Here is a 21198-nt window from a genome sequence, read left to right on the forward strand (position 1 = left end):
GCCGGATTTCAAGGATCTGTTTAACTGCATGGTCCACGCTCATATCCACGCCTTATCAATGGCCGTGGGATCATGCCAAAAAGGATAAAGAAATGGCCCGCTCAGCCCTTCTTAACGTTATGGTACAGGCCGCTATGAAAGCTGGCCGTAACCTTGCCCGCGACTTCGGCGAAGTCCAGAATCTTCAGGTATCCCTCAAGGGCCCCGGCGACTATGTCAGCCAGGCCGACCGCAAAGCGGAACAGATCATCTATACGGAATTGAGCCGCGCCCGCCCGGATTTCGGCTTCCTGATGGAAGAATCCGGCGAGGTGGAAGCCAAGGACGGACAGCATCGCTGGCTGATTGATCCGCTCGACGGCACAACGAATTTCCTGCACGGTATCCCGGTTTTCGCAGTCTCTATCGCTCTTGAGCGTCAGGGACAGATTGTGGCTGGCGTCATCTATAATCCGGCCATGGACGAGCTTTACACCGCTGAACGCGGCGGCGGCGCGTTCCTCAACGATCGCCGCCTGCGCGTTGCTGCCCGCAACAAGCTGGTCGATACGGTGATCGGCACCGGCATCCCGCATCTGGGCCGCGGTCATCACGGCCATTATCTGGTTGAACTGCGCAATGTCATGGCGGAAACAGCCGGTGTGCGCCGCATGGGCGCCGCTGCGCTCGACCTCGCTTATGTCGCTGCCGGTCGCCTGGATGGTTTCTGGGAAGATGGCCTCAGCCCATGGGATATCGGCGCGGGCATTCTGATGGTGCGCGAAGCCGGTGGTTTCGTCTCCGACAAGGACGGCGGACAGGACATGTTCGACAAGAAGAACATTGTTGCTGGCAATGAAGCCATTCAAGGCGCGCTTCTCAAGACGCTGAAGAAGCCGATCTGATCCGGATCGCCCTCCATCTTCAATAACCTGCCTTCAGCGCGCCCATGGCGCGCTGAAGTTTTTTACAGCTCATTTTTTCCTGCTCAGACGATTCCGCTTCACATAATTATGAAGTAGGCTCCGCATCAAACAGCCGACGATGGAGCGGAGCGCATGAGTGACTTTAGGGAAACGAGAACACGTCTGGATGAGGGACGCGATTATGACCCCTATCGCCTGAGCAGCCCGCGTATTGTTATATTATCCATGGTGATTTTCCTGATCATCGTTGCCTTTCTGGCAGCGGTTTTGATGCGGCAGATCCATACATTCTTCGTCACCAATCCCGGCCTCAACGGCCTCATTCTCGGTGTTTTGCTGGTCGGTATCTTGCTGGCTTTCGGGCAGGTTCTGCGGCTTTTGCCGGAAATACGCTGGGTCAACTCCTTCCGCGATGGTGACCGCGACGGCACCACCCGCCCGCCGGTTTTGCTTGCGCCGATGCGCGCGCTGATCGGGCGTCGCCAGTCCATGGCGCTGTCGACCTCGTCTATGCGCTCCATCCTCGATTCCATCGCCACCCGCCTCGATGAAAGCCGCGACATCTCGCGCTATCTCATCGGACTTCTGGTTTTCCTGGGCCTGCTCGGAACGTTCTGGGGCCTGCTTGAAACGGTTGGCTCCATCGGGCGCACCATCCAGACACTGGACCCAAGCTCCGGTAGCACGGGCGATGTTCTGGATGCACTGAAGGCCGGATTACAGGCGCCGCTGTCCGGCATGGGCACCGCCTTCTCGTCCTCGCTGTTCGGTCTGTCTGGCTCGCTCATTCTGGGCTTCCTCGACCTGCAGGCAGGTCGTGCGCAGAACCGCTTTTATACCGAGCTGGAAAACTGGCTTTCCTCGGTTACCGATCTCGGCTCCGACCTCAACGCCGAAAACGGACAGGCAGGCGAACTGCATGCGCTGGCCGACCGTCTGAAAACGCAAGGCGGCGACGCCTCCACCCAGCGGACGACCGCAGCCCTTGCCAATCTGGCCGAAGGCATTCAGGGGCTGGTGAAAAGCATGCGCAGTGAACAGCAGATCATGCGTGACTGGGTGGAAAAGCAGGCTGACGAGCAGAAGGCCATTCGCCAGACGCTCGACCGGCTATCCAAGGCGATCGGTACACCACCACATGAGCGCAAATCTGACCGAACCGATTCCCATCCAAGCGACAAGGCGGAGTAAGCCCCATGGCTCTTGCCCGCAACCGCCGCCAGCAAAGGCATGTCGACTACTGGCCCGGCTTCGTCGACGCGCTGACCACGCTGCTTCTGGCGATCATGTTTCTGCTCACGGTTTTCGTGCTGGCGCAGTTTCTCCTCAGCCGAGAGGTGAACAACAAGGATAGCGTGCTGGCCCGCCTCAACAGCCAGATTCAGGAGCTGACGCAGCTTCTGTCGCTGGAGAAGAGCAATTCGCAGGACATGCAGGATACCATCGCCAATCTGCAAGCCTCGCTATCCAACGTGGAGAGCGAACGCTCCCGCCTGCAAACGCTGCTGAGTGAAGGCAGTGGGGCTGGTGCCGCCGCTGAAAAGCGCGCCGGTGAACTATCCGATAGTCTTGATGCCGAAAAGCAGGTCAGCGCCCGGGCGCTCAGCCAGGTGGAACTGCTGAACCAGCAGATTTCCGCCCTGCGTCGGCAGATTGCAGCACTGGAAGATGCGCTCAACGCATCGGAAAGCCGCGACCGCGAATCGAATGCCAAGATTGCCGATCTCGGCAAGCGCCTCAATGTGGCGCTGGCCCAGCGCGTACAGGAGTTGAACCGCTATCGCTCCGACTTCTTCGGACGGCTGCGAGAAATTCTTTCCGACAAGGACAATATCCGCATCGTCGGAGACCGTTTCGTCTTCCAGTCGGAAGTGCTGTTCCCGACGGGATCGTCGGATATCAATCCGGCTGGCGAAGTGGAGATGAAAAAGCTCGCCGACGCCGTCATCGAGCTGAACAAGGAAATCCCGGACGATATCAACTGGGTACTGCGTGTGGACGGCCATACCGACAATGTGCCGCTCGCCGGTACGGGGCGCTTCCGCGACAACTGGGAGCTTTCCTCAGCCCGCGCCACGTCAGTCGTCAAATTCCTGATCGCCAATGGCGTTCCGGCCAACCGCCTCGTTGCAGCAGGCTTCGGCGAGTACCAGCCGCTGGAGGCATCGGATGCTCCAGACGCACGCGCCCGAAACCGTCGTATCGAGCTGAAACTGACCGAGAGATAAAGAAAGGGCGCAAAAGCGCCCTTTTTCTCTAATTCGTTGGATTGATTAATACACCCCTGCCCCGGCCTCGAATTGCAGCTTGGCCAGACGCGCATAGATGCCGCCGCGTTCCACAAGGCTTTGGTGGGTGCCTTCTTCGACGATCTTGCCCTTGTCGAGCACAAGAATGCGATCCGCCTTCAGAACAGTTGCGAGGCGGTGTGCGACCACCAGCGTGGTGCGTCCATGCATGAGACCGTCGAGCGCCTTCTGCACCAGCATTTCGCTTTCTGCATCGAGCGCCGAGGTGGCCTCATCCAGCAGCAGGATCGGAGCCCCACGCAGAATGGCGCGGGCAATGGCAATGCGCTGGCGCTGGCCGCCGGACAATGTCACGCCGCGCTCACCGACCTCAGTATCGTAGCCATTGGCGAGCGCCATGATGAAATCATGCGCCAGTGCCGCCTTGGCCGCAGCCTCGATTTCCGCGTCGCTTGCACCAGGTCTGCCGAAGCCGATATTGTCCCGGATCGAGGTGGCAAAGATCGCCACGTCCTGCGGCACCATCGCCACGCGCCCGCGCACGGCTGCGGGATCGGCTTCCGGCAAGGCAACGCCATCCATCAGTATCTTGCCGGACTGTGGATCGTAATAACGCATCACCAGCGAAAACACCGTGCTCTTTCCTGCACCTGACGGGCCAACAATGGCGACCGTTTCGCCGGGTTTGACCGCAAAGCTCACACCATTCAGCGATGGCGCATCGGGACGCGTCGGATAGGAGAAATAAACGTCATCGAAGACGATCTCGCCACGCGCAGGCTCCGGCAAGGCGACCGGATTGCGAGGGGCGGAAATATCCGGATCTTCGTCAAGAATTTCGGCAAGGCGCTCTGTGGCACCGGCAGCCTGCGCCAGTTCACCGCCGACCTCCGATAGCGCGCCAAAAGCGCTGGCCGCGAAAACGGCATAGAGCACAAACTGACCGAGCGTGCCGGGCGATATGGTGCCGGACAGCACATCGCGCGAGCCAAACCACAGTACCGCCACCACGCTGGAAAAGATCAGGAAGATGGCGAAGGCCGTCAGCACCGCGCGTGCTTTGATGGACGAGCGCGCCGCCTGATAGGCATTTTCCACCGCACGGGCAAAACGCCCGACCACCATGTTTTCATTGGTGAAGGCCTGCAAGGTGCGCATCGCACCAATCTGCTCGCTGGCATAGGCATTGGCATTGGCGAGCATGTCCTGCGTCAAACGCGAGCGGCGACGCACAGAGCGCCCGAAAGCGATCAGCGGCACGACGATCACCGGAATGGCTGCAATCACCAGCACGGACAGTTTCGGACTTGTGACGACCATCATGGCCAGCGCGCCGACGCCCAGAATGACATTGCGCAGCGCCACCGACGCGGTCGCGCCCACCACCGACTTGATCTGCGTCGTATCGGCGGAAAGCCGCGACACGATTTCACCGGACTGCGAACGATCGAAGAATTCCGGTGAAAGCGCCGTCACATGCGCGAAGACTGCATTGCGCAGATCGGCCACGACCCGCTCACCCAGAGAGATCACGAAGAAATAGCGCAGCCCCGATGCAACAGCCAGAACCAGCGCCAGCAGCACCAGCATTCCGAAATAGTTGTTCACGAAAACGGCGTTGGCGCCGGTAAAGCCGTGATCAATCATGCGGCGCAGCGCAACAGGCACTGCAAGCGTGGTGACCGCAGCCAGAACCAGCGAAAAAAGAGCGCCAATGACCAGCCGCTTGTAGCGGGCGACGAACGGAACCATTCGCCGGAGAGGCTTAAGGGAACGGCGCTTGCGCGCCTCTTCTGCATTCGATTCCGGATTCACACCAGTTGGATTATTATGATCGGCCATTCTTGAGATTGTGCCCTTGTTATTGCCGTGCGCCTGATGTATAGGCTCGGCAACCCTTTTGGAAGCCGTCGCTTGCGGGTGATGGGTCTTCATAAATGCCATTGGGCGAAAGTGCCGCAGTTTTGACATTCAGGCTGCGCTTTTCTTCCAGACTTTCAGGCCAGACTATCAGGATTGAGAAGATGAAAGCCAATATCCATCCCGACTACCACACCATCAAGGTCGTGATGACCGATGGCACCGAATACCAGACCCGTTCGACCTGGGGCAAAGAAGGCGATACGATGAACCTCGATATCGACCCGACCACCCATCCGGCCTGGACTGGCGGTTCGCAGACCCTGCTCGATCGCGGCGGTCGCGTTACGAAGTTCAAGAACCGTTTCGGCAACCTCGGCATCTAATACCGGGTTACCTATTCAAAGAACCCCGCTTCGGCGGGGTTTTTTATTGCCTGCTCTTTGCCGGAAGCGGGCATAAAAAACTCCCGGACAAACTTGGGTTTTGGCCGGGAGTTTCGAAAATCCATGAGCGTTGAAAATCAGGCGCTCAGCTTTTCCATCACTTCGTCGCTGACTTCGAAGTTGGTGTAGACGTTCTGAACGTCGTCATCATCTTCAAGCGTGTTGAGAAGCTTGAGAACGGAGCGGGCCTTTTCTTCGTCCAGCTCGGTGTTGGTCTGCGGCTTCCAGATCGTCTTGATCGATTCGGCTTCGCCAAGGGCTGCTTCAAGCGCCTTCGACACTTCGCCGATGTCTTCGAAAGCGCAGATGATGACGTGCTCTTCCTCACCGGACTGCACATCCTCAGCGCCAGCTTCGATGGCCGCTTCCATGACCTTGTCGGCATCGCCGACGGAGGACTTGTAAACGATTTCGCCAACGCGATCGAACATGAAGGAAACCGAGCCGGTTTCGCCCAGCGCGCCGCCAGACTTGGTGAAGGCTGCACGAACGTTGGATGCGGTGCGGTTACGGTTGTCGGTCAGTGCTTCAACGATGACCGAAACGCCACCGGGGCCGCGGCCCTCATAGCGCACTTCATCATAGTTTTCGCCGTCATTGCCGGCAGCCTTCTTGATGGCGCGCTCGATGTTGTCCTTGGGCATCGACTGCGCCTTGGCGTTCTGGATCGCCAGACGCAGGCGCGGATTCATCGTCGGGTCAGGCAGACCCTGCTTGGCGGCGACGGTAATTTCGCGTCCGAGCTTGGAAAACATTTTCGACCGCACGGCGTCCTGACGGCCCTTGCGGTGCATGATGTTCTTAAACTGTGAATGGCCAGCCATGGCACCCCTGTTCTGTTCTAATCAACGCGCACGGAAGAGCGTTACGCATGAACAGACAATCTCACGCAGAGAGTATCACGCAGGCGGGGCCGCAAGTCCGGCCACAATGCTTTCCGTGCAGAATGGCGGCGTTATAAGGAATTGAGCCTCATTCGTCCAGCAAAAGCGCGGATCGATGCCCGCACCTGTCAAAAAATTCAATAGTGCTCGACCGGCGCGACAAAGCAGCTTATCGATAAAACCATGAATCAACGCCCGCAAGACCCGTCCCCAAAGGCCCCGAACGAGACCATCGCTGCCCGCATCAGCCGTGTTCTGGCCGACCGTATCATCGAAGGGGAAATCGAGCCGGGCACCAAATTACGGCAGGATCACATCGCCGAAGAGTTCCAGACCAGCCATGTGCCGGTGCGTGAGGCTTTTCGGCGGCTGGAGGCGCAAGGGCTTGCCGTTTCGGAGCCGCGCCGGGGCGTGCGGGTCGCGTCCTTCGATATCAGCGAGATTCGCGAAGTGGCGGAAATGCGCGCAGCGCTTGAAGTGCTGGCCTTGCGGCACGCGGCCCCGCATATCACCCGCGCCACACTCGACGCTGCGGAACGCGCGACGCTCGACGGCGACAAGTCACGGGATGTGCGTAGCTGGGAAGACGCCAACCGGCGCTTTCACCGGCTCATTCTGGAACCGTGCCGGATGCCGCGTCTGCTCGCCGCCATTGACGACCTGCACGCGGCCAGCGCACGGTTTCTGTTTGCGACCTGGCGGTCGGAATGGGAAGCGCGCACCGATCATGATCACCGGGCGATTCTCGATGCCCTGCGCAAGAACGACATAGACCACGCCGCCGCCATTCTCGCCCGTCATGTGCAATGGATCGGACACCGCCCAGTCAGAACGGCTTCCGGCAAGGTGCGCGATTCTTTTGCGATTGTGGGCTAAAGCACATCCCGGAAAGTGCGGTGCGGTTGCGACGATTCAATCACCGCTGGAACCGTTCTAGCGCCAGAATTCGGGGATTGTTTCTTCCAGACGTGCACCGATGCGCAAAGGGGCTGCTTTTTCGGCAAGGCCAGTGCGATCGGAAATCTCGATACCAACGCCGCAGATGGTCGCCGGACCATTGGCCGCTTCGAAACGTCCTTTCGGCACCTTGGACAGAAAGCGGTTCAGCGGCTCTTCCTTGTCCATACCGAGCGAAGAATCGTAATCGCCGCACATGCCGGCATCCGACATATAGGCTGTGCCGTTGCGCAGGATCTGGCAATCAGCGGTCGGCACATGCGTATGCGTTCCGACGACAGCACTGGCGCGACCATCGACGAAATGGCCGAAACACTGCTTCTCGCTGGTCGCTTCCGCATGGAAATCGAAGAACACCGCATCCGCCTGCTCGCCCAGAGGGCAGGCTTCGAGGATTTTCTCCGCCGCGATGAACGGATCATCCAGATCAGGATGCATGAAGACGCGCCCCATGACATTGGAGACGAGCACGCGGGCGCCGTTTTTGGCGATGTAAAGCCCCTCGCCCTTGCCTGCCGTTCCTTTCGGAAAATTGGCTGGGCGCAGGAAGCGATCCTCGCGCTTGGAGAAATCGAGCGCCTCGCGCTGATCCCAGACGTGATTGCCCGTTGTCACAACATCCGCGCCAGCGCGGATCGTTTCATGGAAAATCTCTTCGGTAATGCCAAAACCGCCCGCGGCGTTCTCGCCGTTGACGATCACGAAGTCCAGCTTCAGATCGGAAATCAGCCCCGGCAGCTTTTCATACACTGCCGTGCGCCCCGACCGGCCCACCATGTCACCTAGAAAAAGCAATCTCATGAGATGAGCCTTATAAGCCTGCGCCCAGCGAACGCAAGCCGCTCTCCGTCAGTATCTGATTGAGCGCGATATCGTGCGGCTCATCGGGCACACGCTCCAATTCCTGACAGTCATAGGCCATGCCGATAAGCAGTGGCTGCAAATCGCGCTCGGCAAAGCGCGCCAGCGCGCGATCATAATGTCCAGCACCATAGCCGAGGCGATGCCCGCGCCGGTCAAAACCGGCAAGCGGCATCAGCATGATGACCGGGTCGACCAGCGGTGCACGTGCATCGGGGCCCATGGTGCCAAAGCCCGTCTGCACAAGCTGCGCATCGGGCAAAAACTCGCGAAAAGCAATCGTTTCCTTGTCCAGCACGACCGGCAGGCAAAGCCTTGCGCCCTTGCCACGCAAGACGGACAAAAGCGGACGCGGATCGATTTCAGAGCGGATCGGCCAATAGCCCGCCACCAGCGTTCCCTTGGGAATGACCAGCGCCTCTTCACCATGTTTTGCAGCAGCCAGCGACGCTTCATATTGAAAGCGCGGATCCAGCGCATCACGACGGGCAAGCACGGCACGCCGCAGCGTCTGCTTTTCCTGACTGCTTTCCGGTTTCGTTGCTGCCATCCCCAAAACCTCTCCGCTTGCATAATCCGACTATAACAGTGGAACCGCAATGAGACGATCCGTCAAGTGATGGATCAGACAGCCTCCGCAATCCGCTCCGACCGGTCACGGATGACCTTCAGCACAACGCCATGAAAATCGTTGAGAAACACCTTGCCCCACAGGTCGCAATAGAAGTCGATCGGGGTTGCAATGCGATAATGCGTGGTCAGCGTCAGACGGGTGCGACCATTCGGCAAAGGTTCCAGCCGGTAATCGCCATTGGCCAGTTGCAGATAGCTGCTATTCACCTTGATATGGGCTTCGACGGCAGAGGGAATGGAGCCCGGCGCGAAACGGAAATCCCACGCCAGCAGCCGGTTTTCTTCCCACTGCGTCACGATCTCCTGAAAATTCACCCCGCGCGTCCACTGCAACTGACGCACGGCCCCGACACCCTCGCCTTCAATACGCGCATCAACCGGCTGCGGAACGCCCAGAACGCCGTGACTGAACGTCCAGGACAGTTCATCCGCGCGCACATTGCGGATTTCGACGGTCTGCTTCCACACCACTTCCGGCGGCGCGGCAATGTCGATCACAGTCGTGACCGACCCGTCATGTGGGGCATAATTGACGTGAAGCTCGGCTGGAAAGACAACCAGCGGCAGGGCGATCACCAGCATCGTTGAGCGGCGCGAGCGCAGCTTGCGGATGATCCACAAGGTCAATGTCGAGCCAAGCGTCGAGAACACCACAAAGAAGGGGGCCGCCATGGCGACGCAGATGCCCGCTTCGCGAAACAGCACCATACTCACCACGACCAGCACACCGATGATGGCCCAGCCCATGCGGACATGCCGCCACAGGTCTTTCTCGGCACGCGGGTCCGCCAGACAGGACGCGAGGCTCGCGACCGCCATCGGCAGCAACATGAGACCGGCGAAGAACGGCATCGCATCGTCGGCCACACCGGACCAGATCAGCATGTATAAAATCAGGCCATAGATGAAAGCCACCGGCACAGCGACCGACAGTCTCTCAAACGAGCGAGGTGTATGGGGAGGCGTGGCTTGGGGCGTTTCCATCAGAACATGCGAAAATTGAATGTTACCGCATGTTTACGGGCAATACGCAGAGCAGATCAAGCCTCGAAGGCTGAATTTGCATTAGCATTGCAAGATGAAAGGAAAGCGGCGACCACGACAACCGATGGTAGTGATTGATCCCGGGAACCTACAAAGTAGGTGGGCACCATATGCGAAAGCCCGCAAGCCTTCACAGGGACAGTTCCCTTAGAGATCAATAAGGCCCCGGGGATGCTGTTACACCTGTCGGGAAGCGCAGTACGCCGCTGACGAATATAGTCGCTCGTGACGGGCTGCGCCAGTGGTCCGCAAGCTTTCGCCACGAATTCTTTTCAGAAAATTCAGAAGGGTGTTACGAGCCGGCACGCGGCGCGATGCGCGACGCCACCTGTTCCAGACGCGATGCGACATCCGACAGCATGCCGGTCAGCGCCGCATCGTTGCTGTCGGCGCGGCCAAGCGCTTCATCGCGCGCACGGCGCAGCGTTTCAACTTCGCTCTCCAGACCATTGATGCGCTTTTGCATCTCGGCCATCTCGTCCATCACCATGATCCCGGCCATGACGGTCAGGCGCAAATCGCCGATCTCTCCGAAAGACGATTTGAGATGCGTGACATATTGATCGAAACGGTCGGCAAGTCCGCTGAGGTGCTCTTCCTGCCCCTCATCGCACGCCATGCGATAAGCCTTGCCATCGATGGTTACGGTAACGGTCGCTATGATAGCCTCCTATCGATCCAGAACGGCGCGGATGGTTTCCATCGCCGTGACAAGGCGCCGCGAAACTTCGCGGTTGGCAGCTTCAAGCCGTTCAGCACGGGCTTCGGATTGGTCGAGTTCCTGAGCGAGACGGCTGCGGTCAGCATTCATGCGCTGCACCTCTTCCTCGGCCTCGGCGAAATCGCCTTCCTTGTCCAGCCGCAGATCAACCGCGCCTTCGAGCGTGTTGAGTGCTTTTTCCAGCCGTTCCAAAACGTGCCTGAGGGTCGCTTCGGGTGCCATCCATGTCCTTTCTGACGCCTTTTACCGGCATCGAATCGCGTCTGCCGGACAGGCCTCTTTGAAAAGATTGTAATAATCGACCGCCGGATAAGCAACAAATGAGGTGTCCATATGAGCTTTCATGCACCGTTAATCGGTGCAAAAATGGCATTTAAGGGATTGCCGCGTCGCTTTCCACAGAACTCAATCGATTAGTCGCAGACAGTTTATTACCCAAAAGCCACGCATTTATTGACTCCTCATGCGCAGGTGCTATGTGTCCCGGTGCCTTCTGGAGTACGGACCCGAAAAACGGAGGACGGTTTTCGGCGCCATTCGTGCTCAGCCAAAAGGCATCGCCGCAACCCCGTTAAACCCTCCCATGGAAAGACGGCTGAGACCATGAGCAATTCCGACAAACAGAACCAGTTGGCCAACGCGATCCGCTTCCTCTCGATGGATGCGGTTGAGAAAGCCAATTCCGGCCATCCCGGCCTGCCGATGGGCGCAGCTGACATAGCGACGACGCTTTACACCCGCTTCCTTTCGCACGACCCGCAGAACCCGCATTGGCCGGATCGCGACCGTTTCGTGCTTTCAGCCGGTCACGGCTCGATGTTGCTTTATTCGCTGCTCTATCTTTCGGGCTACGAAGACATCACCATCGATGAAATCAAGAATTTCCGCCAGCTCGGCGCCCGTACGGCCGGTCACCCGGAATACGGCCATGCAGCCGGCATCGAAACGACGACCGGCCCGCTCGGCCAGGGCATTGCCAATGCCGTCGGCATGGCGCTCTCCGAACGCATCCTGAACGCACAGTTCGGCGACAGCCTCGTCAACCACTACACCTATACGCTTGTCGGCGACGGCTGCCTCATGGAAGGCATTAGCCAGGAAGCCATTGCGCTTGCCGGCCACTTGAAGCTCAGCAAGCTGATCGTCTTCTGGGACGACAACAACATTTCCATCGACGGCCCGATCTCGATCGCCGACAACACCAACCAGCCTGCCCGTTTCGCCGCTTCCGGCTGGAACACGCTGGCCGTTGACGGTCACGATCAGGACGCCATTGCCAAGGCAATCGAACTGGCCAAGGTTTCCGACAAGCCGACCCTGATCGCCTGCAAGACGACCATCGGCTTCGGCGCACCGAACAAGGCCGGCACCAACAAGGTGCATGGTTCGCCGCTCGGCGCGGACGAAATCGCAGCCACCCGCAAGTCGCTTGGCTGGTCGGCAGAACCTTTCGTCGTTCCGGCTGAAATTCTGGACGCATGGCGCGTGGCTGGCCTCAACGCCGCCAAGAAGCGCCAGGAATGGGAAAAGCGCTTTGCCGCTGCCGATCCGGAAACCCGTGCGGAATTCGAACGCCGCATGCGTGGCGATCTGCCTGCCGGTTTCGATGCAGCGATCGTCGAATACAAGAAGAAGCTTTCCGCTGAGAAGCCGAAGGTCGCCACCCGCAAGTCTTCGGAAATGGCGCTGGAAGTCATCAACGGCATCGTACCGGAAACCATCGGCGGCTCTGCCGACCTCACCGGTTCGAACAACACCAAGACCAGCCAGACCAAGGCTGTCACGCCGGAAAATTACGGCGGCCGTTATGTCCATTACGGCATCCGCGAACTCGGCATGTCGGCTGCCATGAACGGTATCACGCTGCATGGCGGCCTGATCCCTTATTCCGGCACCTTCCTGACCTTCTCGGACTATGCGCGTCCGGCAATGCGTCTGTCCTCACTGATGGGCATCCGCGTCATCTATGTCATGACGCATGATTCCATCGGTCTGGGTGAAGATGGCCCGACCCACCAGCCGGTTGAACATCTGGCAGCACTGCGCGCCATTCCGAACCACAATGTCTTCCGTCCGGCTGACGCTGTGGAAACGGCGGAATGCTGGCAGATCGCCCTGCATTCGACCAAGACCCCGTCCACGCTGGCTCTGACCCGTCAGAACCTGCCGGTCGTCCGCACCGAACATCGCGAAGAAAACCTCTCCGCTTACGGCGCTTACGAACTGGCGACCGCCAGCGACGAAGCCAAGGTGACGATTTTCGCCACCGGCTCGGAAGTGGAAATCGCACTCAAGGCCCGCGACCTTCTCGAAGGCAAGGGCATTGCCACGCGCGTTGTCTCGGTACCATGCTTCGAACTGTTCGAAGGCCAGAGCGACGCCTACAAGCACGCAACCATCGGCAATGCGCCGGTCAAGCTTGCCATCGAAGCGGCAATCTCGCTCGGCTGGGAACGCTTCATCGGTGAAAACGGCGTGTTTATCGGCATGAAGGGCTTCGGCGCTTCGGGCGAGATCAACGATCTCTACAAGCATTTCGGCATCACGGCGGAACACGCCGCTGAAGCCGCGGAAAAGAAGCTTAACGCCGCAGCATGATTTTTGAACGCCGGCGTCTCAAAAACGCCGGCGTTTAAGTTTCCGGTCAGTGCCGCGCGGGATTCGTCCGAATGCCCCGCACCGGCTGAATTATGAAGCACTGCAAGTGCAGTATCCTATCGGGAGATTTACAGAAAATGGCAGTCCGCGTCGCAATCAACGGTTTTGGCCGCATTGGCCGCAATGTTCTCCGCGCCATCGTGGAATCGGGCCGCACCGACATTCAGGTCGTCGCGATCAACGATCTCGGCCCGGTGGAAACCAATGCGCATCTTCTGCGCTATGACAGCGTCCATGGCCGTTTCCCCAAGGAAGTAAAGGTCGCAGGCGACACCATCGACGTCGGCTATGGTCCGATCAAGGTACATGCCGTTCGTAACCCGACCGAACTGCCGTGGAAGGAAGAAGGTGTCGACATCGCGCTCGAATGCACCGGCATTTTCACCGCACGTGACAAGGCGGCCATGCATCTCGAAGCTGGCGCAAAGCGCGTCATCGTTTCGGCTCCTGCTGACGGCGCCGACCTCACGGTCGTTTACGGCGTCAACCACGACAAGCTCACCAAGGACCATCTGGTCATCTCCAATGCCTCCTGCACCACCAACTGCCTTGCACCGGTGGCACAGGTTCTCAACGATGCCATCGGCATCGAAAAAGGCTTCATGACCACGATCCACTCCTACACGGGCGACCAGCCGACGCTGGACACCATGCACAAGGATCTCTACCGCGCCCGCGCGGCCGCCCTGTCCATGATCCCGACCTCGACCGGTGCAGCCAAGGCTGTTGGTCTCGTTCTGCCGGAACTGAAGGGCAAGCTGGACGGCGTCGCCATCCGCGTACCGACCCCGAATGTCTCGGTCGTTGACCTGACCTTCATCGCCAAGCGTTCGACCACCGTGCAAGAAATCAACGACGCGATCCGCGCCGCTGCCAATGGCCGCCTCAAAGGCATCCTCGGCTACACGGACGAGCCGCTGGTTTCGCACGACTTCAACCACGATCCGCATTCCTCGGTCTTCCACATGGACCAGACCAAGGTCATGGACGGCACCATGGTTCGTATCCTGTCGTGGTACGACAATGAATGGGGCTTCTCCAACCGTATGGGCGACACTGCCGTCGCTCTCGGCAAGCTGATCTAAGCCTCGTGGCCTGACTATGTTTCGCGTCCTTCTCCCCACTGTCGCCCGCTGGCGTCCGCTGGAAGGAGAAGGGCTCGAACATTTGAATCTTGCGCCCTCGGGCCGTAATATTCACGCCGAAAGCGTGGTGATCGGCAATCGCGGCGGCGATGCTTACGGCGTCCGCTATAGCATTGACTGCGACAGCACCTGGCGCGTTCTTCATTTCCTTATCGAGACCACATCCGGCCAGAAGCTGGAACTTTCCTCCGATGGCGAAGGCCATTGGCAGACGATGAACGGCAATTCTCTGCCGGAATTCGATGGTTGTATCGATATCGATCTGGCAGGAACGCCCTTCACCAACTCACTGCCAATACGCAGGCTTGGCCTGACACCGGAAAGCGGCACCGTTCAGCTCGACATGCTTTATGTGCCGTTCGACAGTTTTCAGCCGCTGCGCGACCGTCAGCGTTATAGCTGTCTGGAAGAAGGCAGACTCTATCGTTACGCGGCGGCGGACCGCACTTTCACCGCCGATCTGCCCGTCGATGAAGACGGGCTTGTGACCGATTATCCAACCCTTTTCCAGCGTCTGCCCGTTTAAGCCGTACGATCGAACAGATAGTTGCTTTACGAAGCGCCGGAACAAGCCAGGGAGAAAACTTATGGGTTTCCGCACTCTCGACGACGCCGACGTCAAATCCAAACGCGTTCTGGTCCGCGTTGACCTCAATGTGCCGATGGCTGACGGACAGGTGACCGACCTCACCCGTATCGAGCGCATCGTTCCAACGATTGCCGAACTGTCGAAGAAGGGCGCAAAGGTTATTTTGCTCGCCCATTTCGGTCGCCCGAAAGGCGTTGCTTCCGACGAAAATTCGCTGAAGCATGTTGTGAAGCCGCTCGCCAAGGTTCTCGGCCACGGTGTTCACTTCGCGGAAGATAGCATCGGCGACAAGGCCAAGGCCGCTGTCGATGCGCTGAAGGACGGTGACGTTCTGCTGCTGGAAAACACCCGTTTCCACAAGGGCGAAGAAAAGAACGATCCGGAATTCGTCAAGGCGCTGGCCGCCAATGGCGATCTCTATGTCAATGACGCATTCTCTGCGGCCCACCGCGCCCATGCTTCGACCGAAGGTCTGGCCCACGTGCTGCCCGCTTTTGCCGGTCGCGCCATGCAGGCTGAACTTGAAGCACTGGAAAAAGGCCTCGGCAATCCGGCCCGTCCGGTTGTCGCCATTGTCGGCGGTGCCAAGGTCTCGACCAAGCTCGACCTCCTGTCGAACCTCATCGAAAAAGTCGATGCGCTGGTGATCGGCGGTGGCATGGCCAACACCTTCCTCGCGGCTCAGGGCCACGATGTCGGCAAATCGCTCTGCGAACATGATCTCGCCCATACGGCGCGTGAAATCATGGCCAAGGCCGAAACGACCAAATGCGCCATCATCCTGCCGGTCGATGCGGTTGTGGGCTGGCACTTTGCTGCCGACACGCCAAACAAGACCTATGGCGTCGATGCTGTGCCAAGCGACGGTATGATTCTCGATGCAGGCGCATTGTCGACCGATCTGATTGCTTCGGCCATTGACGATGCGGCAACGCTGGTCTGGAACGGCCCGCTCGGCGCATTCGAGTTGCGCCCGTTCGATACGGCAACAGTCAAGACCGCCAAGCACGTCGCGGCTCGCACCAAGGCAGGCAAGCTTGTTTCGGTCGGCGGCGGCGGCGATACGGTTGCAGCGCTGAACCATGCCGGTGTGGCCGACGACTTCACCTATATCTCAACTGCAGGCGGCGCTTTCCTCGAATGGATGGAAGGCAAGCCGCTTCCGGGTGTCGACGTACTCAAGAAATAGTGCGAAGCGATTTCGCGCGGGAAAATGCGTATGAACAAATGAAAAGGCCCCGGAAACGGGGCCTTTTCATTTCTGGATTTGGTCACGATTTCGGCGTCAGTTTCAAAAGGCGTCCGGGATTATCATCTTCGATCACCCAGATCGCTCCGTCTGGGCCGACAGTCACATCGCGGATGCGATTGCCCATATCGAAGCGCTGCGCTTCGTCGGGCTGGCCTTTGCCATCGAATGACACTCGCACCAGCGCCATGGATGAAAGACCGGCAATCAGGGCCGAACCATCCCAGGATTTGAACATATCGCCCTTGTAGAAGACCAGACCGCCCGGTGAAATCACCGGCGTCCAGTACAGCAACGGCGCTTCGAATTCCGGTCGGGTGCTGTGACGTGGGATCGGCCTGCCGCTATAATTGTCGCCATTGGAAACAAGCGGCCAGCCGTAATTGAGGCCGGGCTTGATCAGATTGAACTCGTCGCCGCCCCTTGGACCCATCTCATTTTCCCAAAGCTTGCCATCCGGCGCAAAGGCCAGCCCATAAGGATTGCGGTGGCCGGTCGTCCAGGTCAGGCCGCGAATACCGCCCTCGCTCGCATGGGGATTGTCTTCCGGCACGGACCCGTCGAGATTCATGCGCAGGATCTTGCCCATGGGGGCTTTGTCATCCTGTGCGGTGGCAGGCTGCATGCGTTCGCCGACCGATAGGAACAAGTGCTTGCCGTCCGGCGCGAAGGCGATCTTTCCGCCCGGCTGTCCGCCCTTGGCAACCACATCCTGCTTCCACAGCGTGGTCACGTCTTCGAGCGCGGCCCTGCCGTCGCTCTCCGCCAGTATGGCCCGCGCCAGCACAACACTGCTTCCGCCTTCAGCCGGCTCGTTATAGGTAAAATAAAGCGCCTTGCTCTTCGCAAAATCTGGCGCTGGCTCCACATCGAGCAAACCATTTTGTCCGCTATAGGCGACCTTGGGCACGCCGGACACGTCAGTCTTTTTGCCCGCCTCCGTGGCGATGAAAATCTCACCGGGCTTTTCGGTCACGACAAGTCGGCCATCGGGCAGGAAAGCAATTGCCCAAGGCGTGTTGAACTCCGCAACGCTTGTGACATTGAAAGGCAGCTCGGCCTCGGCTTTCCGATCGCCCGCATTGATGCTGGCGGACCAGGCGGAATGGATCGGAACAGATGCCACCGATGCGGCGAGAGCAAATAGCAGACTGAGGTAAGCGGCGCGCATGTCTTCTCCTCGGAGGCTTTGACGATGAGAATGGCAGGTCATTGTTACATGGGGTCTTGTCGCCGAGATGAAACCCCTCATCGAAAAAACCTTGAACGGGCCTCGTCTGACAGACGGTAAGAAAACTTGTCCAATCTAAATCGTTTAAAAAAATTTCAATCGTTTCAATCGGTTGCGCTGCCATTTGTTTTACCGAACACTTCTGCTATCGGCGGTGAGCCATTAATTTCCGATGCCGGCGGAAGCCACTTCCGGTCGGCCTGGCCTGTAGAGGAGCTTTACGAATGACCGAACGTCTCGAAGATATTGCGATTGCCATGGTCGCTTCCGGAAAGGGCATTCTGGCCGCTGATGAAAGCTCCGGAACCATCAAGAAGCGCTTCGATTCGATCAATCTGACGTCCACGGAAGATGCGCGCCGCGATTATCGCGAGATGCTCTTCCGCGCCGACGATGCGATGAAGAACTACATTTCCGGCGTCATCCTTTACGATGAAACCATCCGCCAGAAAGCCAAGGACGGCACGCCGCTCGCAGAAATCATCCGCAATGCGGGTTCGATTCCGGGCATCAAGGTCGATGCTGGCGCAAAGGCCCTGGCCGGTTTCCCGGGTGAAACCATCACCGAAGGTCTGGACGGCCTGCGCGAACGCCTGAACGAATATTACGGTCTCGGCGCACGTTTCGCCAAATGGCGCGGCGTCATCGCCATTGCCAATGGCGTGCCGACCTGGGGCGCGATCAAGCAGAATGCCCAGGCGCTGGCGCGCTATGCAGCGCTTTGCCAGGAAGCTGGCATTGTGCCAATCGTCGAGCCGGAAGTTCTGATGGACGGCAAGCCGGGCGATCACAACATCGACCGCTGCTATGAAGTAACCGAACTGGTTCTGAAGACCGTCTTCGCCGAGCTTTATGACGGCCGCGTCAAGCTGGAAGGCATGATCCTCAAGCCGAACATGGTCATCGACGGCAAGAATGCCCGCAAGGCATCGGTCGAGGAAGTTGCAGAAAAGACCGTGCGTTGCCTCAAGGCGACCGTACCGGTAACCGTTCCGGGCATCGCCTTCCTTTCGGGCGGCCAGTCCGACGAAGAAGCAACCGCGCATCTCTCGGCCATGAATGCCGGCTACGATATGCCGTGGCAGCTGACCTTCTCTTACGGTCGTGCTCTTCAGGCAGCAGCGCTTCAGGCATGGGGCGGCAAGCCGGAGAATGTTGCTGCTGGTCAGCGCGCCTTCACGCACCGCGCCCGCATGAACGGCCTTGCGGCAACTGGCGGCTGGAAAAAAGAACTCGAAAAGGCTGCCTGATCCATTTCAGAGCCAGAGACATGAAGAAAAGCCCGGTTTCAACCGGGCTTTTTTACGATTCGCGGAAATGAAAGCCGACAGCCAGCGCCATGACAAACAAGGCGATGACGGCAATTTTCCAGAAATCGCCGCGACGCTTCAATCCCGGCAAGCCGAGCGGTTTGATGATGTGCAGTCCCATCAGCAGGACAAGCAGCACAGGCAGAACTTTGGTCACGGCGACACCTCTCCCCTCCTTGTGACGCAGGTGCCTGCAAGCTGCAAGCACTCTTGCTGAAGAGCATCTCGAAAAATGCAAAGCGCCATTCGGTCAAGATGCGCATAAAAACAAACAATTAGACCGCCCTCAAAAGGCCGTCGCTTTATGTTCCGATCTTCATCTTAAGTCCCATGGACGAAGCTTTATGGCTCGGCGTAAATTAAGGATGGAGGAGATGTAAGCGCACTGTGAAATCCGGGAGGATTTCGGTCTGAGGAGGCCGCTCGCGCGCTGACATCTGATGAAAAATCGCACCATGAAACGCCCCTTATACGGGCGGTGACGGGTGCGTGTTTCTGGGAGGAACAGCATGACTTCGAAATATGCCGAAACCTATGCCGCCTGGCAGGCCGGTCCCGAGCGTTTCTGGGCGGAAGCCGCGCAGGCGATCGACTGGTTCAAGCCATGGGATCAGGTTTTTGCAGGAGACGAAGGCGTCTATGGCCGCTGGTTCACCGGCGCGGAATGCAATACCTGCTACAATACGCTCGACCGTCACGTCGCCAATGGGCGCGGCGATCAGCTTGCACTGATCTACGAAAGCCCCGTCACCGGCAAGGTGCGCAAATTCACCTATAGCGAACTGCTGGAGGAAGTGGAGGCGCTTTCTGCTGTCATGCTCGACAACGGCGTGACGAAGGGCGACCGCGTCCTGATCTATATGCCGATGGTGCCCGAAGCTGCCGTCGCCATGCTCGCATCCGCGCGAATCGGCGCTGTGCATTCCGTCGTTTTTGGTGGTTTCGCCGCCAATGAACTCGCAACGCGCATCGACGACGCCAAGCCCGTGATGATCATTGCCGGTTCCTGCGGCATCGAGCCGACGCGCGTGGTGCCCTATCAGGACATGCTCGACAAGGCCATTGCAACCGCCCATCACAAGGTCGGCCATTGCATCATCTTGCAACGCGAACAATATGCGCACGCCCCCGTTGAAGGGCGCGATATCGATTACAAAACCGCCGTTGACGCGGCGCGCGGCCGCCACATCCCCTGTACGCCAGTCGCCGCGACCGATCCTCTCTATGTGCTCTATACGTCCGGCACCACCGGCGAGCCGAAAGGCGTGGTGCGCGACAATGGCGGGCACATGGTGGCGCTGGCCTGGTCGCTCAAACACGTTTTCGGCGTGGAGCCGGGGCAGGTTTTCTGGGCAGCCTCGGATGTCGGTTGGGTGGTCGGCCACTCCTATATCGTCTATGCGCCGCTGCTGGCCGGAGCCACGACGATCCTGTTCGAAGGCAAGCCCATCGGCACGCCGGATGCGGGCACCTATTGGCGCATCATCGCCGAACATGGTGTGGAGGTGATGTTCACTGCGCCAACGGCGCTGCGCGCTATCAAGAAGGAAGATGCCGACGGTCACTTCGTCCGCAAATATGACCTGTCGAAATTCCGCGCGCTGTTTCTGGCGGGTGAACGCGCCGATCCGGACACGATCCATTGGGCGGAAAACCTGATCGGACGCCCGGTGATCGATCACTGGTGGCAGACCGAAAGCGGCTGGCCCATGGTCGCCAATCCGCTTGGCCTCGGTCTTCTGGAAACGAAATATGGATCGCCTGCAGTCTGTCTTCCGGGCTATGATATCCGCGTGCTGGACGATGAAGGCCATGAGGTCGAACGCGGCCAGCTCGGCAATATCCTGATCAAGCTGCCGCTGCCGCCCGGCTGCCTGCCGACACTGTGGAATGCCGATGAGCGCTTCAGATTAGCTTATCTCGCGGAGTTCCCCGGCTATTATAAAACCGCCGATGCCGGATATATGGATAGTGACGGCTATCTCTACATCATGAGCCGCACCGACGACATCATCAATGTCGCGGGCCATCGCCTGTCGACGGGCGCGATGGAAGAGGTCCTTTCCAGCCATCCCGATGTGGCGGAATGCGCGGTGCTCGGCATTTCCGATCCGGTCAAGGGTCAGGCGCCTTGCGGCTTTCTGGTGCTGAAATCCAATATCGACCGCGATACAAGCGAGGTCGAAAAGGAATGCGTCGCCATGGTTCGTGATGCTATCGGCCCGGTAGCAGCCTTCCGGCTGGCCTTGACCGTCAAGCGCCTGCCCAAGACCCGCTCCGGCAAGATCCTGCGCTCGACCATCCAGAAAATCGCCGATGGCGAAACATGGAAAATGCCCGCCACCATCGAAGATCCGGCGGTTCTCGATGAAATCAGCACGATCCTGCGCGAACGTCACATCGGCATGGCCTTCGCCTGAGCCTTGTAACGGCATCAGACCCAAACTATTGACCGG

At 58.9% G+C, this 21198-nt stretch carries 20 protein-coding genes and 1 other RNA gene; 11 read left to right on the forward strand and 10 right to left on the reverse strand.

The features are described from left to right. The first annotated feature begins 92 nt into the window (after positions 1-92). The 3 genes from FHW00_RS15140 (at position 93) to FHW00_RS15150 (ending at position 3133) form a co-directional block, all read left to right on the forward strand. The gene (locus tag FHW00_RS15140; RefSeq protein ID WP_078339487.1) at positions 93-884 is read left to right on the forward strand and encodes an inositol monophosphatase family protein; all 792 of its coding nucleotides are present in this window, start codon (positions 93-95) and stop codon (positions 882-884) included. Positions 885-1037: 153 nt separating this feature from the next. Beyond that, complete coding sequence (locus FHW00_RS15145; RefSeq protein WP_078339488.1) at positions 1038-2096, forward strand: MotA/TolQ/ExbB proton channel family protein; 1059 nt, start codon at positions 1038-1040, stop codon at positions 2094-2096. A gap of 5 nt (positions 2097-2101) precedes the next feature. Continuing rightward, positions 2102-3133 (forward strand): peptidoglycan -binding protein, encoded by a 1032-nt coding sequence (locus tag FHW00_RS15150; RefSeq protein ID WP_078339489.1) that lies wholly within the window; start codon positions 2102-2104, stop codon positions 3131-3133. Positions 3134-3178: 45 nt separating this feature from the next. Here the strand turns inward: FHW00_RS15150 and FHW00_RS15155 are convergent, their stop codons facing one another. After that, entirely contained in the window at positions 3179-5098 is a 1920-nt protein-coding gene (locus FHW00_RS15155; protein WP_139364387.1) for an ABC transporter transmembrane domain-containing protein, read from the reverse strand. A gap of 80 nt (positions 5099-5178) precedes the next feature. Between FHW00_RS15155 and rpmE the strand changes: the two genes are divergently transcribed. Continuing rightward, complete coding sequence (gene rpmE, locus FHW00_RS15160; RefSeq protein WP_078339491.1) at positions 5179-5400, forward strand: 50S ribosomal protein L31; 222 nt, start codon at positions 5179-5181, stop codon at positions 5398-5400. 137 nt (positions 5401-5537) lie between these two features. Here the strand turns inward: rpmE and FHW00_RS15165 are convergent, their stop codons facing one another. Then, on the reverse strand, positions 5538-6284 hold the full coding sequence (locus tag FHW00_RS15165; protein WP_078339492.1) for a YebC/PmpR family DNA-binding transcriptional regulator: 747 nt from the start codon (positions 6282-6284) through the stop codon (positions 5538-5540). A gap of 243 nt (positions 6285-6527) precedes the next feature. Between FHW00_RS15165 and FHW00_RS15170 the strand changes: the two genes are divergently transcribed. Continuing rightward, complete coding sequence (locus tag FHW00_RS15170; protein ID WP_078339493.1) at positions 6528-7220, forward strand: GntR family transcriptional regulator; 693 nt, start codon at positions 6528-6530, stop codon at positions 7218-7220. Between the two features lie 57 nt (positions 7221-7277). On the opposite strand, the gene FHW00_RS15175 is transcribed toward FHW00_RS15170, so the two are convergent. The 6 genes from FHW00_RS15175 to FHW00_RS15200 all read right to left on the reverse strand — a co-directional run bounded on the left by FHW00_RS15175 (position 7278) and on the right by FHW00_RS15200 (position 10782). Next, the gene (locus FHW00_RS15175) at positions 7278-8102 is read right to left on the reverse strand and encodes a TIGR00282 family metallophosphoesterase (protein ID WP_078339494.1); all 825 of its coding nucleotides are present in this window, start codon (positions 8100-8102) and stop codon (positions 7278-7280) included. Positions 8103-8112: 10 nt separating this feature from the next. After that, positions 8113-8712 carry a 5-formyltetrahydrofolate cyclo-ligase gene (locus FHW00_RS15180; RefSeq protein WP_078339495.1) on the reverse strand — a complete coding sequence of 200 codons (600 nt, stop codon included), beginning with the start codon at positions 8710-8712 and terminating at the stop codon, positions 8113-8115. A gap of 74 nt (positions 8713-8786) precedes the next feature. After that, the gene (locus tag FHW00_RS15185; protein WP_078339496.1) at positions 8787-9779 is read right to left on the reverse strand and encodes an SRPBCC family protein; all 993 of its coding nucleotides are present in this window, start codon (positions 9777-9779) and stop codon (positions 8787-8789) included. A 106-nt stretch (positions 9780-9885) separates the two neighbouring features. Further along, a non-coding RNA gene (gene ssrS / locus FHW00_RS15190) (6S RNA) lies at positions 9886-10044 on the reverse strand. Between the two features lie 87 nt (positions 10045-10131). Next, positions 10132-10500, reverse strand: coding sequence for a cell division protein ZapA (locus tag FHW00_RS15195; protein ID WP_078339497.1), 369 nt, complete (start codon positions 10498-10500; stop codon positions 10132-10134). 9 nt (positions 10501-10509) lie between these two features. After that, complete coding sequence (locus FHW00_RS15200; RefSeq protein ID WP_078339498.1) at positions 10510-10782, reverse strand: DUF4164 domain-containing protein; 273 nt, start codon at positions 10780-10782, stop codon at positions 10510-10512. 381 nt (positions 10783-11163) lie between these two features. Here FHW00_RS15200 and tkt point away from each other — a divergent pair, with 381 nt between their 5' ends. From tkt to FHW00_RS15220, 4 genes are all read left to right on the forward strand, one after another. Continuing rightward, the gene (tkt, locus tag FHW00_RS15205) at positions 11164-13158 is read left to right on the forward strand and encodes a transketolase (RefSeq protein WP_078339499.1); all 1995 of its coding nucleotides are present in this window, start codon (positions 11164-11166) and stop codon (positions 13156-13158) included. A 137-nt stretch (positions 13159-13295) separates the two neighbouring features. Continuing rightward, positions 13296-14303, forward strand: coding sequence for a type I glyceraldehyde-3-phosphate dehydrogenase (gene gap / locus FHW00_RS15210; protein WP_113534746.1), 1008 nt, complete (start codon positions 13296-13298; stop codon positions 14301-14303). Positions 14304-14319: 16 nt separating this feature from the next. Further along, a complete protein-coding gene (locus FHW00_RS15215; protein ID WP_078339500.1) occupies positions 14320-14889 on the forward strand; it encodes a putative glycolipid-binding domain-containing protein in 570 nt (189 codons plus the stop codon). 61 nt (positions 14890-14950) lie between these two features. Next, positions 14951-16141, forward strand: a complete 1191-nt coding sequence (locus FHW00_RS15220; RefSeq protein WP_078339501.1) for a phosphoglycerate kinase — start codon at positions 14951-14953, stop codon at positions 16139-16141. Between the two features lie 82 nt (positions 16142-16223). Here FHW00_RS15220 and FHW00_RS15225 read toward each other — a convergent pair whose 3' ends face one another. Then, positions 16224-17372 (reverse strand): PQQ-dependent sugar dehydrogenase, encoded by a 1149-nt coding sequence (locus FHW00_RS15225; RefSeq protein WP_078339502.1) that lies wholly within the window; start codon positions 17370-17372, stop codon positions 16224-16226. 284 nt (positions 17373-17656) lie between these two features. Between FHW00_RS15225 and FHW00_RS15230 the strand changes: the two genes are divergently transcribed. Next, on the forward strand, positions 17657-18682 hold the full coding sequence (locus FHW00_RS15230) for a class I fructose-bisphosphate aldolase (RefSeq protein WP_078339503.1): 1026 nt from the start codon (positions 17657-17659) through the stop codon (positions 18680-18682). A gap of 52 nt (positions 18683-18734) precedes the next feature. Here FHW00_RS15230 and FHW00_RS15235 read toward each other — a convergent pair whose 3' ends face one another. Continuing rightward, positions 18735-18899, reverse strand: coding sequence for a hypothetical protein (locus FHW00_RS15235; RefSeq protein WP_171058803.1), 165 nt, complete (start codon positions 18897-18899; stop codon positions 18735-18737). Between the two features lie 352 nt (positions 18900-19251). Between FHW00_RS15235 and FHW00_RS15240 the strand changes: the two genes are divergently transcribed. Continuing rightward, a complete protein-coding gene (locus FHW00_RS15240; protein WP_078339504.1) occupies positions 19252-21162 on the forward strand; it encodes a propionyl-CoA synthetase in 1911 nt (636 codons plus the stop codon). The last annotated feature ends 36 nt before the right edge of the window (positions 21163-21198 follow it).

The sequence above is a fragment of the Ochrobactrum sp. P6BSIII genome (assembly GCF_014138065.1).
Taxonomy (GTDB): Bacteria; Pseudomonadota; Alphaproteobacteria; order Rhizobiales; family Rhizobiaceae; genus Brucella.

Coding starts and splice junctions, on each gene's coding strand:
- FHW00_RS15230 (WP_078339503.1), top strand. CDS start 17,657: ATGACCGAACGTCTCGAAGATATTGCGATTGCCATGGTCGCTTCCGGA.
- FHW00_RS15215 (WP_078339500.1), top strand. CDS start 14,320: ATGTTTCGCGTCCTTCTCCCCACTGTCGCCCGCTGGCGTCCGCTGGAA.
- FHW00_RS15220 (WP_078339501.1), top strand. CDS start 14,951: ATGGGTTTCCGCACTCTCGACGACGCCGACGTCAAATCCAAACGCGTT.
- FHW00_RS15185 (WP_078339496.1), bottom strand. CDS start 9,779: ATGGAAACGCCCCAAGCCACGCCTCCCCATACACCTCGCTCGTTTGAG.
- FHW00_RS15140 (WP_078339487.1), top strand. CDS start 93: ATGGCCCGCTCAGCCCTTCTTAACGTTATGGTACAGGCCGCTATGAAA.
- FHW00_RS15200 (WP_078339498.1), bottom strand. CDS start 10,782: ATGGCACCCGAAGCGACCCTCAGGCACGTTTTGGAACGGCTGGAAAAA.
- FHW00_RS15240 (WP_078339504.1), top strand. CDS start 19,252: ATGACTTCGAAATATGCCGAAACCTATGCCGCCTGGCAGGCCGGTCCC.
- gap (WP_113534746.1), top strand. CDS start 13,296: ATGGCAGTCCGCGTCGCAATCAACGGTTTTGGCCGCATTGGCCGCAAT.
- FHW00_RS15180 (WP_078339495.1), bottom strand. CDS start 8,712: ATGGCAGCAACGAAACCGGAAAGCAGTCAGGAAAAGCAGACGCTGCGG.
- rpmE (WP_078339491.1), top strand. CDS start 5,179: ATGAAAGCCAATATCCATCCCGACTACCACACCATCAAGGTCGTGATG.
- FHW00_RS15170 (WP_078339493.1), top strand. CDS start 6,528: ATGAATCAACGCCCGCAAGACCCGTCCCCAAAGGCCCCGAACGAGACC.
- FHW00_RS15175 (WP_078339494.1), bottom strand. CDS start 8,102: ATGAGATTGCTTTTTCTAGGTGACATGGTGGGCCGGTCGGGGCGCACG.
- FHW00_RS15165 (WP_078339492.1), bottom strand. CDS start 6,284: ATGGCTGGCCATTCACAGTTTAAGAACATCATGCACCGCAAGGGCCGT.
- FHW00_RS15155 (WP_139364387.1), bottom strand. CDS start 5,098: ATGGCATTTATGAAGACCCATCACCCGCAAGCGACGGCTTCCAAAAGG.
- tkt (WP_078339499.1), top strand. CDS start 11,164: ATGAGCAATTCCGACAAACAGAACCAGTTGGCCAACGCGATCCGCTTC.
- FHW00_RS15150 (WP_078339489.1), top strand. CDS start 2,102: ATGGCTCTTGCCCGCAACCGCCGCCAGCAAAGGCATGTCGACTACTGG.
- FHW00_RS15145 (WP_078339488.1), top strand. CDS start 1,038: ATGAGTGACTTTAGGGAAACGAGAACACGTCTGGATGAGGGACGCGAT.
- FHW00_RS15225 (WP_078339502.1), bottom strand. CDS start 17,372: ATGCGCGCCGCTTACCTCAGTCTGCTATTTGCTCTCGCCGCATCGGTG.